Source organism: Streptomyces sp. NPDC039480, from assembly GCF_055597165.1.
Genome location: NZ_JBVITX010000012.1, coordinates 163,685 through 175,975 on the forward strand (window position 1 = coordinate 163,685; position 12,291 = coordinate 175,975).

Here is a 12,291-nt window from a genome sequence, read left to right on the forward strand (position 1 = left end):
CCTGCCTCAGGGGGCGCCCTCATCCACGTACAAGAGAGATCACAGCGCGGGGAGCGGGGAAGCTACCGCGGCCAGCCCCCGCCGATCCCGCCCCCGATCCCGTTCCCGCCGCCGCCGTGACCGCCACCGTTCCCGTTCCCACCGAGCACGTCCGGCGGGATCGAGAAGCCGGGCCAGGGCTCCCCGCCACCCCCGCCGCCGATCCCGCCACCGCCACCGCCAGCGTCACTGCCACCGGTACCGCCATTGCCCCCGCCACCGGTAGCGCCGCCGTCACCGCCCGGCTTGCCGTCGTCGTGGCCGCCGCCGTGGTCCCGGTCCTTGCTCTTGCCGCCGGGGATGTGGACGGTGTTGAAGCCCGGCGCCGGCTTGCCCGCGAGGGCGCCGCTCATCGCGTCGCGCCAGATCGGGCCCGGCACCTCGCCACCGTAGACCTTGTCGTACGGGATGCCGCCGATGGTGATGTTGGTCATCGGCCGCTTGTGCATCGGGTCGCCGACCCAGACCGCGCCCGACATGTTCGGGGTGTAGCCCACGAACCAGGCGGCGTAGCGGTAGTCGGTCGTACCCGTCTTGCCCGCGCTCGGGCGGGAGCCGAGGCCCGCCTTCTTGCCCGTGCCGTCCTCGACCACGCCCTGGAGCAGCGTGTTGATGGTGTCGGCCGTCTTCTCCGACATGGCGCGCGAGCACGTCGACTTCGGCACCGGCAGCGACTTGCCGCCGAGCGTCGTGATCGTCTCGATGGCGATCGGCGTGCAGTACGTGCCGCGCGAGGCGAAGGCCGCGTACGCGCCCGCCATCGTCAGCGGTGACATCTCCTGGGTGCCGAGGGCGATCGACGGCGCCTGCACGATCTCCTTGCCGTCCGCCCGCTTCATGCCCATCTTGTCGGCCAGCTTCGTCACCGGGCAGATGCCGATGTCGCCGATGAGCTGCACGTAGTAGGTGTTGACCGACTTCGCGGTCGCTTCCTCCATGCCGTAAGGGCCGACCTCGGACTCGTTCTCGTTGGTCAGCTTCGCGCCGCCCGAGTTCCGCCACTCCTTGCCGCCACAGGTGGCCACCCGCTCCGGATACGGCATCTCGTACGGGGACGAGTAGCTCTGCCCCGCCGACTTGCCGCCCTCCAGGGCCGCCGCCGCGACGATCGGCTTGAACGTCGAACCGGGCTGATAGCCCGCGCCGCCGCCCATGGAGTCGTCCACGGAGAGGTTGATCGTGGTCTCGTCCTTCTTGAAGCCGTAGGGACGGGACTGGCCCATGCCGAGGATCTTGCCCGTGCCCGGCTCGACGATGGTGGCGGCGGTCGCCACGTCGTCGGTCTTGTTCACGTGATCCTTTATCGAGGCCTGCACCGAGTCCTGGGCCTGCGGGTCCAGCGTCGTGCGGACCTTCAGACCGCCCCGGTTCCAGACCTTGGCCCGCTCTTCCTTCGTCTTGCCGAAGACCGGGTCGTTGAGGAACACCTCGCGCACGTAGTCGCAGAAGAAGCCGGCGCCGCTGACCGAGGTGATGCAGCCGTTCTTCGGCCGGCTCACCTTCAGGCCGAGGTCGGTCTTCTTCGCCGCGTCGGCCTCGGCCTGCGAGATGTCGTGCGTGTCGGCCATCCGCTGCAGCACCACATTGCGCCGCTTGGTGGCCTCGGCCGCGTCGTTCACCGGGTCGTACCTGCTGGGCGACTGCACGATGCCGGCGAGGAGCGCGGCCTCCTGGACCTTCAGGTCCTTGGCGTGCTTGGAGAAGTACCGCTGGGCCGCGGCCTCGATGCCGTACGCCTGCTGACCGAAGTAGGTGATGTTCAGGTAGTTCTTGAGGATGCGCTTCTTGCCGAGCTTGTCCTCGACCTGGATCGCGTACTTCAGCTCGCGGATCTTGCGGCCGAGGGTCTGCTGCGTGGCCTCGGCGACCTTCGTCGGGTCGTCGCCGGCCTCCTCCACGAAGACGTTCTTCACGTACTGCTGCGTGAGCGTGGACGCGCCCTGCGAGACGCCGCCGCTCTGCGCGTTCTGGTTGAGGGCGCGCAGGATGCCCTTGAGGTCGACCGCGCCGTGTTCGTAGAAGCGGGCGTCCTCGATCGCGACGATCGCCTTCTGCATGTACGGCGAGATGTCCTTGAGCGGCACGACCGTGCGGTCACGTGAGTAGACCGTCGCGATCTGACCACCCTTGTTGTCCAGGATCGTGGTGCGCTGACTGAGCGGCGGCTGCTTGAGGTTGGCGGGGATCTCGTCGAACCCCTCGACCGAGCCCTTGGCCGCGAGGCCCAGTGCCCCGACCGCGGGCAGGGCGATCCCGGCCAGCACCGCACCCGCCAGGACGCTGACTCCTAGGAACTTCGCGGCCTGCTGAGTTGGTGACAGACCACCGCCCGAGCGCTTCTTTCCCATGAGGGCAGCCTACGTTCTGATTCGCCGGACAGGCCTTAATGCCTTGGCCTAAGCTGCTCCCAACTGTCACAGCGGTGCGGTTCGGCAACAAGCCCTGCATCGCTACCGGATCCGACGAATTCCTGTCCGAATTCGCCTCATGTGGCGCCCGGCGTCCGTTGTGACTCAACTGAACTGTCCCGGAATGCCGGGTTACTCACGGATGTCGTCCGCTCACTCCGTCGGGTGATCTGCCGCTTACGCATAGTCCGTTCGGGCCATCCAAGATTGGGCCCGAAGGGGGTGTTGCGCTGTGCCCACCTTCCGTAACGTCCTCAACTGGCGGCGGTGCATATGCCGCTGCCGCCGTGGGGGAGCCTCGATTCGGGAGAGGACGGCGCCGGTATGGGCTGGGTAACCGACTGGAGTGCGCAGGCGGCCTGCCGCACTACCGATCCGGATGAACTGTTCGTTCAAGGAGCAGCGCAGAACAGGGCCAAGGCGGTGTGCACCGGATGTCCGGTGCGGACCGAGTGCCTGGCCGACGCGCTGGACAATCGCGTCGAGTTCGGCGTGTGGGGTGGCATGACGGAGCGGGAGCGCCGCGCCTTGCTGCGCAGGCGTCCCACCGTCACCTCATGGCGCAGGCTCCTGGAGACAGCGCGCTCCGAGTACGAGCGTGGCGCGGGCCTGCTGCCCGTGGACTTGGAGGACGAGGAGACGTACGAGAGCTACGCGGCGGTGGGGTAGGCCGTCAGGGCGATGAAACCTGATCCGGGGTGTCCGGGCCGATGAACCCCACGTTCCGTCAGCCCGCCAGCCGGTCCCCTACGGCCCGGAGCCCCGCGAGGTCGTGCACATCCCCGGGCAGCGCGGCCACTTCGGCGACCGCCACCTCGGGGTGGCGCGCGGTGAAGCGATCGCGCGTGCGCTGCTCCCGCGTGAGCAGCTGCATGCGCTCCGCGTGCAGCCGCAGCAGAGCCGCGGTCAACTGCTCGACGGACGGGTCGGGTGTCACCGTGGTCGGGTCGGACGCCGCAGGGTCCTCCGTGACGGCAGGGCTTTCCGTGACGGCAGGATTCTCCGTGGCGGCAGGGTCCTCCGTGGCCGCGGGGGGCTCGCTGGTCGCGGAGTCTGCGGTGGTTGTCGCGGTGGTCACTGCGGTGGTCGCGGGGTCTTCTGAAGTCGCCTGATTATCGTGGGAGTTACGAACTCCTACCTTCCCCGCCCCCTGATCCACAATGCCGCTCTCCTCAAGATTTTCCGCGGCGGCGAGCGCCCGCTCGGCCGACAGCTGAGCGGCACCGCTGCCGTGCACCCGGTTCAGCACGAGACCGGCCAGCGGCATGTCGTCCGCGGCGAGGCGCTCCACGAAGTACGCGGCCTCCCGCAGCGCGTCCCGCTCCGGCGAGGCCACCACCAGGAACGCCGTGCCGGGCGCCTGCAGCAGCCGGTACGTCGCGTCCGCCCGCGTACGGAAACCGCCGAACATGCTGTCCATGGCGGTCACGAACATCTGTACGTCACGCAGCAGCTGCCCACCGAGCAGCTTGCCGAGGGCCCCCGTCATCATCGACATGCCGACGTTCAGGAACTTCATACCGGCCCGGCCGCCCACCTTCGCCGGCGCCATCAGGAGTCGGATCAGCTTTCCGTCGAGGAAGGACCCGAGGCGCTTCGGGGCGTCGAGGAAGTCCAGCGCCGAGCGCGAGGGCGGCGTGTCCACGACGATCAGATCCCACTCGTCCCGGGACCGCAGCTGCCCCAGCTTCTCCATCGCCATGTACTCCTGCGTGCCCGCGAAGCCCGCCGAAAGCGACTGGTAGAAGGGGTTGTTGAGGATCGCCTTGGCGCGCTCCTTGTCCGTGTGCGCCTCGACGATCTCGTCGAACGTGCGCTTCATGTCGAGCATCATGGCGTGCAGCTCACCGGCGCCGTCGATCGCCTTGACCTGCCGCGGGACGTTGTCGAGCGAGTCGATGCCCATGGACTGGGCGAGCCTGCGCGCCGGGTCGATGGTGAGGACGACGACCTTGCGGCCCCGCTCCGCCGCGCGCAGCCCGATGGCGGCCGCCGTGGTCGTCTTGCCGACGCCTCCGGAGCCGCAGCACACCACGATGCGGGTCTTCGGGTCGTCGATCAGGGCGTCCACGTCCAGCACGCGCCCGGGGGCCAGCGTCCGCGCCGCTTCCTGGCTGCTCGTCATGCGATCCCTTGCTTCCGCAGTTCCGTGGCGAGTTCGTAGAGCCCCGCCAGGTCCATCCCGCCCGCGAGCAGCGGGAGTTCGTGCAGAGGCTGGCCGAATCCGGTCAGCTGGGCGCGCTGGTCGCGCTCCAGGGCGTACCGCTCGGCGTACTCCGCGGCCTGCTCCAGGAGCGGATCGACCAGCCGCTCGGCGCCTCCGCCGCGGCGCGCACCGCCGAGCCCGGCGGCCGACAGCGACTTGGCGATGGCCGTACGGGGCGTCCGGTCGAGGCCGAGCTCCAGCGAGGAGTCGCCGAGCAGGGCCGGGCGCACCATGTTGACGACGACGCGCCCCACGGGCAGCTGTGCGGCCCGCAGCTCGGCGATGCCGTCGGCGGTCTCCTGGACCGGCATCTCCTCCAGCAGGGTCACCAGGTGCACGGCCGTCTCGGGGGACTTCAGGACCCGCATCACGGCCTGCGCCTGATTGTGTATCGGCCCGATCTTCGCGAGCCCGGCGACCTCGTCGTTCACGTTCAGGAAGCGGGTGATGCGGCCGGTCGGCGGGGCGTCCATCACCACGCAGTCGTACGCGTACCGCCCGCTCTTGTCCTTCCGGCGCACGGCCTCGCAGGCCTTGCCGGTCAGCAGCACGTCACGGAGGCCCGGCGCGATGGTGGTGGCGAAGTCGATGGCGCCGAGCTTCTTCAGGGCCCGGCCCGCGCCCCCCAGTTTGTAGAACATCTGGAGGTAGTCGAGCAGCGCGAGCTCGGGATCGATGGCGAGGGCATACACCTCCCCGCCCCCGGGAGCGACGGCGATCTTCCGCTCCTCATAGGGCAGCGCTTCGGTTTCGAAGAGCTGCGCGATGCCCTGCCTGCCCTCGACCTCGACGAGGAGGGTGCGTTTGCCCTCCGTCGCCAGGGCGAGCGCGAGGGCCGCGGCCACCGTGGTCTTGCCGGTACCGCCCTTGCCACTGACGACCTGGAGCCTGCTCACCCTTCCGAGCCTAACCAGTCGCCGCCCGGACCATGCAGGAGCCCACCCTGAGCAGCCCCCCACACCGACTACAGTCGGCCATATGACCAAGTGGGAATACGCAACCGTGCCTCTGCTCGTCCACGCCACGAAGCAGATTCTGGACACCTGGGGCGAGGACGGCTGGGAGCTGGTCCAGGTCGTGCCCGGGCCGAACAACCCCGAGCAGCTCGTCGCCTACCTGAAGCGGGAGAAGCAGGCATGAGCGGCGCAGTCGAGGCCCGCCTCGCCGAGCTCGGCCTGACGCTGCCGGAGGTCGTGCCGCCGCTGGCGTCGTACCAGCCGGCCGTCCAGTCCGGCGTGTACGTCTACACCGCGGGCCAGCTCCCGATGGTGGACGGCAAGCTCGCCGTGACCGGCAAGGTCGGCGGCGAGGTCACTCCGGAGGAGGCCAAGGACCTGGCCCGCACTTGCGCGCTGAACGCGCTGGCCGCGGTCAAGTCGGTCGCCGGTGACCTGGACCGCGTCGCGCGTGTCGTGAAGGTCGTCGGCTTCGTCGCGTCGGCCCCGGACTTCACCGGCCAGCCTGGCGTGATCAACGGCGCCAGCGAACTCCTCGGAGAGGTCTTCGGCGACAAGGGCGTGCACGCCCGCAGCGCCGTGGGTGTCGCCGTGCTGCCGCTGGACGCCCCGGTCGAGGTCGAGTTCCAGGTGGAGCTCACAGAGGCGTAAAACAGTCCCTCCGGAGAAACACTCCCTCCGGGAAACAGCCCCTCCGGAGTGGCCGTTCACACCGAGCGGCGCTCCGTAGGGCCCGATTGTTGCCTCTCGAACATCAGCCCACTAGGGGATAGCCTCCGCCCATGGCAAATGGGCAGTGGTACCCCCCGGAGTGGCCCGACCGCATCCGCGCCCTCGCGAGCGGCGAGCTGACTCCGGCCACCCCGCGCCGCGCCGCGACCGTCATGCTGCTCAGGGACGGCGCGGAGAACGGCGCCCCTGAAGTACACATGCTGCGCAGACGCGCCTCCATGGCATTCGCCGGAGGCGCGTACGCGTATCCGGGCGGCGGTGTCGACCCGCGCGACGACGACCATCTGGTGCGCTGGGCGGGTCCCGCGCGGGCGTCCTGGGCGGCCAGGCTCGGCGTCGAGGACGAGGCCGCCGCCCAGGCGATCGTCTGCGCCGCGGTCCGCGAGACGTACGAGGAGGCGGGCGTCCTGCTCGCGGGCCCGACTCCGGAGACGGTGGTCGGCGACACCACGGGCGACGACTGGGAGGCGGACCGCGAGGCCCTGGTGGCCCGTGACCTGTCCTTCGCGGAGTTCCTGGACCGCCGCGGCCTCCACCTGCGCAGCGACCTCCTCGCCGCGTGGGCCCGCTGGATCACCCCCGAATTCGAGCCCAGGCGCTACGACACGTTCTTCTTCGTGGCCGCGCTCCCCGAGGGCCAGCGCACCCGCAACGCCTCCACGGAGGCCGACCGCACGGTCTGGATCCGCCCCGCGGAGGCGGCCGCGGGCTACGACGAGGGCGAGCTCCTGATGATGCCGCCCACCATCGCGACCCTGCGCGCCCTGAGCGCCCACCCGACGCCCCGGGCGGCCCTCGCCGCCGCCCCCTCCCAGGACATGACACCGGTCCTCGCCCAAGCCCACCTGGAGAACGGCACCTTGGTCCTCTCCTGGCCGGGCCACGACGAGTTCACCAAGCACATCGCCGCGGGCAGCGAGCGGTGACATCACCCTGCCACCCCCGCCCAGACAGGAGTCACCCCGCATGACCGATGCCGCCGCCCTCCCCGGCCAGCCCCGCGGCGGAGTCCTCACCGGCCCCGCCACCACCCGCGCGGTCAACGTCCTCGCGCCCAACCCCTCCGCGATGACCCTGGACGGCACGAACACCTGGATCGTCTCCGAGCCGGACTCCCCGCTCGCGGTGGTCATAGACCCGGGCCCGCAGGACGACACGCACCTGAGCCGCGTCATCGAGACGGCCGAGAAGATGGGCAAGCGCGTCGCCCTGACCCTGCTCACCCACGGCCACCCCGACCACGCGGAGGGCGCCTCCCGCTTCGCGGAGCTGACGCGCACCCACGTACGCGCCCTGGACCCCGCCCTGCGCCTCGGCGACGAGGGCCTGGCGGCCGGCGACGTCATCACCACGGGAGGCCTGGAGCTGCGCGTCGTCGCCACCCCCGGCCACACGGCGGACTCGCTCTGCTTCCACCTGCCCGCCGACCGGGCGGTCCTGACGGGCGACACGATCCTCGGACGCGGCACGACGGTCGTGGCGCACCCCGACGGCCGCCTCGGCGACTATCTGGACTCCCTGCGGCGGCTGCGCTCCCTGGCGGTCGACGACGGCGTCCACACGGTCCTGCCGGGGCACGGGCCGGTCCTCGAGGACGCCCAGGGGGCCGTCGAGTTCTATCTGGCGCACCGCGCCCACCGGCTGGCGCAGGTCGAGACGGCCGTGGAGAACGGCCACACGGAGGCCGCGGACGTCGTCGCACACGTGTACGCCGACGTGGACCGCTCCCTGTGGCCGGCCGCGGAGCTCTCGGTCCGGGCGCAGCTGGACTACCTGCGGGAACACGGGCTGATCTGACGGCGGGAAAACGCGATGGGTCCCGCCTCCGAAGAGGCGGGACCCATCCACGTACAGCACACGTACACAGCACGCACGGACCGCGTGCGGCCCACGTGCAGAGAAAGCGTCAGCGCGACCGCTTGGCCAGCCGCTCCACGTCCAGCAGGATCACGGCGCGGGCCTCGAGCCGCAGCCAGCCGCGACCGGCGAAGTCGGCGAGCGCCTTGTTGACCGTCTCGCGGGAGGCGCCGACCAGCTGGGCGAGCTCTTCCTGCGTGAGGTCGTGCACGACGTGGATGCCCTCCTCGGACTGCACGCCGAAGCGGCGCGACAGGTCGAGCAGCGCGCGGGCCACGCGGCCGGGCACGTCCGAGAAGACGAGGTCGGACATCTGGTCGTTGGTCTTGCGCAGGCGCCGGGCGACGGCGCGCAGCAGGGCGGCGGCCACCTCGGGCCGCGCGTTCAGCCAGGGCTGGAGGTCGCCGTGGCCGAGGCCGAGCAGCTTCACCTCGGTGAGGGCGGAGGCCGTGGCGGTCCGCGGGCCGGGGTCGAAGAGCGAGAGCTCACCGATCAGCTCGCCGGGGCCGAGCACCGCGAGCATGTTCTCGCGACCGTCGGGCGAGGTGCGGTGGAGCTTCACCTTGCCCTCGGTGACCACGTACAGCCGGTCTCCGGGGTCGCCCTCATGGAAGAGAGCATCCCCGCGCGCGAGCGTCACCTCACTCATGGAGGCGCGGAGCTCCGCGGCCTGCTCGTCATCGAGCGCCGCGAAGAGCGGGGCGCGCCGCAGAACGTCGTCCACGAGTTCTCTCCTTGTCGACCTGCTCAGGGGATCTTGGTTCCCCGCATATCAGGGGTCCGTGTTCCCCATTTTGCCGGACGGTCCAAACAGTGTGATCAGTCACAAGTCTGCCGCACCGGCGCCGCGAGCTGTGCGGGAGGGGGCCAATTGGGGGCCGATCCATGGGGTCAGGGACGGATGTCAGTGTCGGGCTCTAGGCTGACCGGGTGTCCAAAAAGCCGGTGAGAGCACAGGCCGAGGGGGCTGGGCCGGTGGCCGCCCTCCGAGATTCCGCTGTGGGCGAACACGCGTCCAATGCTTCCAATAAAGCGACAAAACGGACACCTTCCCTGATGTCCCCGGCGAAGAGGTCGGCCCTGTGAGCGCGAAGAAGACGACGCCTGAGAAGACGGCGATGCCGGAGAAGAAGGTGACGCCCGCGAAGAAGAGGGCGGCGCCCGTGAAGAAGGCGACGACCGCGAAGAAGGTGACGACGGCCGAGAAGCCGTCGACCGCCCTCGTCCGCCGCGCCCGGCGGATCAACCGCGAGCTCGCGGACGTGTATCCGTACGCCCACCCGGAGCTGGACTTCGAGAACCCCTTCGAGCTCCTCGTCGCCACGGTCCTCTCCGCCCAGACGACCGACCTGCGGGTGAATCAGACGACCCCGCGTCTCTTCGCCAAGTACCCGACTCCGGAGGACCTGGCCGCGGCTGTCCCCGAGGAGGTCGAGGAGCTGATCAGGCCCACCGGCTTCTTCCGGGCCAAGACCAAGTCGATCATGGGCCTGGCGAAGGCCCTGCGGGACGACTTCGGCGGTGAGGTCCCCGACCGCGTGGAGGACCTCGTCAAGCTGCCCGGAGTGGGCCGCAAGACCGCGTTCGTCGTCCTGGGCAACGCGTACGGCGTCCCCGGCATCACCGTCGACACCCACTTCGGCCGCCTTGTCCGCCGCTGGAAGTGGACCGAGGAGACCGACCCGGAGAAGGTCGAGGCGGCCGTCGCCGCGCTCTTCCCGAAGAGCGAGTGGACGATGCTCTCGCACCGGGTGATCTTCCACGGCCGCCGCATCTGCCACTCCCGCAAGCCCGCCTGCGGCGCCTGCCCGATCGCCCCGCTCTGTCCGGCGTACGGGGAAGGCGAGACGGACCCGGAGAAGGCACAGAAGCTGTTGAAGTACGAGAAGGGCGGCTTCCCGGGCCAGCGCCTCAAGCCGCCGCCGGACTACCCGGGCAAGCCGGCCCCGCCGCTCGCCGCGGAGTGAGGCGCCACGGACGGGTACGACAGCTACGGGTGGAACGAACCACAGGGCCAAGAGCGTTGTCCAGAGACGGACGGGGGTGCCGATGACGCACGCGAGCGACATGACGGACAGCACGACCAGCAACAGCCATCTGAGCAACACTCACCCGAGCAGCACCCATGCGAGCTCGAGTGACGGCAGCCCCCTGCTCAGCACCGCGGGCCTGCCCACATGGCTGGACCCGGTCGTCCACGCCGCGCGGACCGTCGAGCCGCTCCAGCTGAGCCGCTTCCTGCCCCCGGAGAGCGGCGCCGGACGCCAGTCCGCCGTACTCGTCCTCTTCGGAGAGGGCGAAAAGGGACCCGAGCTGCTCCTGATGGAGCGCGCCGGCTCCCTCCGTTCGCATGCGGGCCAGCCCTCCTTCCCCGGCGGCGCCCTCGACCCCGTGGACGGCGACCCGCAGGGCGAAGGACCGCTGCGCGCCGCCCTGCGCGAGGCCGAGGAGGAGACCGGGCTCGACCCCAGGGGCGTCCAGCTCTTCGCCGTGCTGCCCCGCCTCTTCATCCCGGTGAGCGACTTCGTCGTGACCCCCGTGCTCGGCTGGTGGCGCACCCCGACGCCGGTGGGAGTCGTCGATCCGAACGAGACAGCGCGGGTCTTCACGGTCCCCGTGTCCGATCTCACGGACCCGGCGAACCGGGCGACGGCGGTCCACCCCCGCGGCCACGACGGCCCGGCGTTCCTCGTCGAGTCCGCTCTGGTCTGGGGTTTCACCGCAGGGGTGATCGATAGAATCCTGCACTTCGCGGGCTGGGAGCGCCCCTGGGACCGCGGCAGGCGGGTCCCGCTCGACTGGCACGCATGACAAGGTTGCGTGGAATGGGCGACCGCGATGCGAGGCGAGGATTGAATCGGTGAACGTGCTGGACGTCCTGCTGCTGCTCGCCGCCGTGTGGTTCGCGGTCGTGGGGTACCGCCAGGGCTTCGTGGTCGGCATCCTCTCGGTGATCGGATTTCTGGGCGGCGGCCTCGTCGCCGTCTATCTGCTGCCGGTCATCTGGGACGCGGTCAAGGAAGACGACGCGGCCACGGTGAGTACGACCGCGGCGGTGGTGGCCGTCGTCATCGTGATCGTCTGTGCCTCGATCGGCCAGGCCTTCACCACCCACCTGGGCAACAAGCTGCGCAGATACATCACTTGGCAGCCCGCCCGCGCCCTGGACGCGACGGGCGGCGCCCTGGTGAACGTGGTGGCGATGCTCCTCGTCGCCTGGCTGATCGGCTCCGCCCTCGCGGGCACGACGCTGCCGACGCTCGGCAAGGAGGTGCGCAGCTCCAAGGTCCTCCTCGGGGTCTCCCGCGCGCTGCCCGGCCAGGCCGACACATGGTTCAACGACTTCTCCTCGGTCCTCGCGCAGAACGGCTTCCCGCAGGTCTTCAGCCCGTTCTCGAACGAGCCCATCAAGGACGTCAGGCCCCCGGACCCCAAGCTCGCCAAGAGCAAGGTCGCCACGGAGGCCAAGCGCTCCATCGTGAAGGTCCGCGGTGAGGCCCGCAGCTGCGGCAAGGTCCTCGAAGGCACCGGATTCGTCTTCGCCGACCGCCGCGTGATGACCAACGCGCACGTGGTCGGCGGCGTGGACGAGCCGACGGTCCAGATAGGCGATCAGAGCCAGGTGTACGACGCGAAGGTCGTCCTCTACGACTGGGAGCGGGACATCGCCGTACTGGACGTGCCCACGCTGAAGGCACCCGCGCTGCGGTTCACGTCGCAGGACGCGCCCAGCGGCGCCGGCGCCATCGTCGCGGGCTTCCCCGAGGACGGTCCGTACGACGTCCGCCCCGCGCGCGTGCGCGGCCGCATCCAGGCCAAGGGCCCGGACATCTACCACCGCGGCACCGTGCGCCGTGATGTGTACTCGCTCTACGCGACGGTCCGCCAGGGCAACTCCGGCGGCCCGCTGCTCACGCCCGACGGCAAGGTCTACGGCGTGGTCTTCGCGAAGTCCCTCGACGACCCCGACACCGGGTACGTGCTGACGACGGACGAGGTGCGCGAGGACATCGAGCGTGGCCGCACCGCCAACCAAGAGGTCGACAGCCAGGGCTGCGCGCTCTAGAGCGGCGGTGGGAGGGCCCGGCGGGCG

Annotated in this window: 12 protein-coding genes; 8 read left to right on the forward strand and 4 right to left on the reverse strand. The window is 70.3% G+C overall.

Going from position 1 to position 12,291, the window contains the following annotated elements; genetic code table 11:
- Positions 1–62: 62 nt before the first annotated feature.
- Positions 63–2,387, reverse strand: a complete 2,325-nt coding sequence (locus ACZ56E_RS32285) for a transglycosylase domain-containing protein (RefSeq protein WP_471219615.1) — start codon at positions 2,385–2,387, stop codon at positions 63–65.
- A gap of 384 nt (positions 2,388–2,771) precedes the next feature.
- Between ACZ56E_RS32285 and ACZ56E_RS32290 the strand changes: the two genes are divergently transcribed.
- The gene (locus ACZ56E_RS32290) at positions 2,772–3,116 is read left to right on the forward strand and encodes a WhiB family transcriptional regulator (protein WP_030782081.1); all 345 of its coding nucleotides are present in this window, start codon (positions 2,772–2,774) and stop codon (positions 3,114–3,116) included.
- A gap of 58 nt (positions 3,117–3,174) precedes the next feature.
- On the opposite strand, the gene bagB is transcribed toward ACZ56E_RS32290, so the two are convergent.
- Together bagB and bagA are read right to left on the reverse strand one after the other, a co-directional pair.
- Positions 3,175–4,572 (reverse strand): ATPase BagB, encoded by a 1,398-nt coding sequence (bagB, locus tag ACZ56E_RS32295; protein ID WP_471219616.1) that lies wholly within the window; start codon positions 4,570–4,572, stop codon positions 3,175–3,177.
- Positions 4,569–5,549, reverse strand: a complete 981-nt coding sequence (bagA, locus tag ACZ56E_RS32300) for an ATPase BagA (RefSeq protein WP_471219618.1) — start codon at positions 5,547–5,549, stop codon at positions 4,569–4,571. Before bagA ends, bagB begins: the two co-directional genes overlap by 4 nt.
- An 82-nt stretch (positions 5,550–5,631) precedes the next feature.
- Between bagA and ACZ56E_RS32305 the strand changes: the two genes are divergently transcribed.
- The 4 genes from ACZ56E_RS32305 to ACZ56E_RS32320 all read left to right on the forward strand — a co-directional run bounded on the left by ACZ56E_RS32305 (position 5,632) and on the right by ACZ56E_RS32320 (position 8,138).
- Positions 5,632–5,793, forward strand: coding sequence for a DUF4177 domain-containing protein (locus ACZ56E_RS32305; protein ID WP_003975360.1), 162 nt, complete (start codon positions 5,632–5,634; stop codon positions 5,791–5,793).
- Positions 5,790–6,260: a RidA family protein gene (locus tag ACZ56E_RS32310; RefSeq protein WP_362987746.1), complete on the forward strand. Its 471-nt coding sequence runs from the start codon at positions 5,790–5,792 to the stop codon at positions 6,258–6,260. The genes ACZ56E_RS32305 and ACZ56E_RS32310 overlap by 4 nt, the downstream gene beginning before the upstream one ends.
- A 131-nt stretch (positions 6,261–6,391) precedes the next feature.
- Positions 6,392–7,267 carry an NUDIX hydrolase gene (locus tag ACZ56E_RS32315; RefSeq protein ID WP_468608348.1) on the forward strand — a complete coding sequence of 292 codons (876 nt, stop codon included), beginning with the start codon at positions 6,392–6,394 and terminating at the stop codon, positions 7,265–7,267.
- 40 nt (positions 7,268–7,307) lie between these two features.
- On the forward strand, positions 7,308–8,138 hold the full coding sequence (locus ACZ56E_RS32320; protein ID WP_471219621.1) for an MBL fold metallo-hydrolase: 831 nt from the start codon (positions 7,308–7,310) through the stop codon (positions 8,136–8,138).
- 109 nt (positions 8,139–8,247) lie between these two features.
- Here ACZ56E_RS32320 and ACZ56E_RS32325 read toward each other — a convergent pair whose 3' ends face one another.
- Positions 8,248–8,922 (reverse strand): Crp/Fnr family transcriptional regulator, encoded by a 675-nt coding sequence (locus tag ACZ56E_RS32325; protein WP_016642758.1) that lies wholly within the window; start codon positions 8,920–8,922, stop codon positions 8,248–8,250.
- Between the two features lie 358 nt (positions 8,923–9,280).
- Between ACZ56E_RS32325 and nth the strand changes: the two genes are divergently transcribed.
- The 3 genes from nth (at position 9,281) to ACZ56E_RS32340 (ending at position 12,264) form a co-directional block, all read left to right on the forward strand.
- Positions 9,281–10,165, forward strand: a complete 885-nt coding sequence (gene nth / locus ACZ56E_RS32330) for an endonuclease III (protein WP_471219622.1) — start codon at positions 9,281–9,283, stop codon at positions 10,163–10,165.
- Between the two features lie 82 nt (positions 10,166–10,247).
- Positions 10,248–11,009, forward strand: coding sequence for an NUDIX hydrolase (locus tag ACZ56E_RS32335; RefSeq protein WP_471219624.1), 762 nt, complete (start codon positions 10,248–10,250; stop codon positions 11,007–11,009).
- A 49-nt stretch (positions 11,010–11,058) separates the two neighbouring features.
- Positions 11,059–12,264 (forward strand): MarP family serine protease, encoded by a 1,206-nt coding sequence (locus tag ACZ56E_RS32340; RefSeq protein ID WP_468608354.1) that lies wholly within the window; start codon positions 11,059–11,061, stop codon positions 12,262–12,264.
- The last annotated feature ends 27 nt before the right edge of the window (positions 12,265–12,291 follow it).

Bases quoted from the DNA above. Each gene is read 5' to 3' on its own strand.
- ACZ56E_RS32285 (WP_471219615.1), bottom strand. From the start codon at position 2,387: ATGGGAAAGAAGCGCTCGGGCGGTGGTCTGTCACCAACTCAGCAGGCC.
- ACZ56E_RS32290 (WP_030782081.1), top strand. From the start codon at position 2,772: ATGGGCTGGGTAACCGACTGGAGTGCGCAGGCGGCCTGCCGCACTACC.
- bagB (WP_471219616.1), bottom strand. From the start codon at position 4,572: ATGACGAGCAGCCAGGAAGCGGCGCGGACGCTGGCCCCCGGGCGCGTG.
- ACZ56E_RS32305 (WP_003975360.1), top strand. From the start codon at position 5,632: ATGACCAAGTGGGAATACGCAACCGTGCCTCTGCTCGTCCACGCCACG.
- ACZ56E_RS32310 (WP_362987746.1), top strand. From the start codon at position 5,790: ATGAGCGGCGCAGTCGAGGCCCGCCTCGCCGAGCTCGGCCTGACGCTG.
- ACZ56E_RS32315 (WP_468608348.1), top strand. From the start codon at position 6,392: ATGGCAAATGGGCAGTGGTACCCCCCGGAGTGGCCCGACCGCATCCGC.
- ACZ56E_RS32320 (WP_471219621.1), top strand. From the start codon at position 7,308: ATGACCGATGCCGCCGCCCTCCCCGGCCAGCCCCGCGGCGGAGTCCTC.
- ACZ56E_RS32335 (WP_471219624.1), top strand. From the start codon at position 10,248: ATGACGCACGCGAGCGACATGACGGACAGCACGACCAGCAACAGCCAT.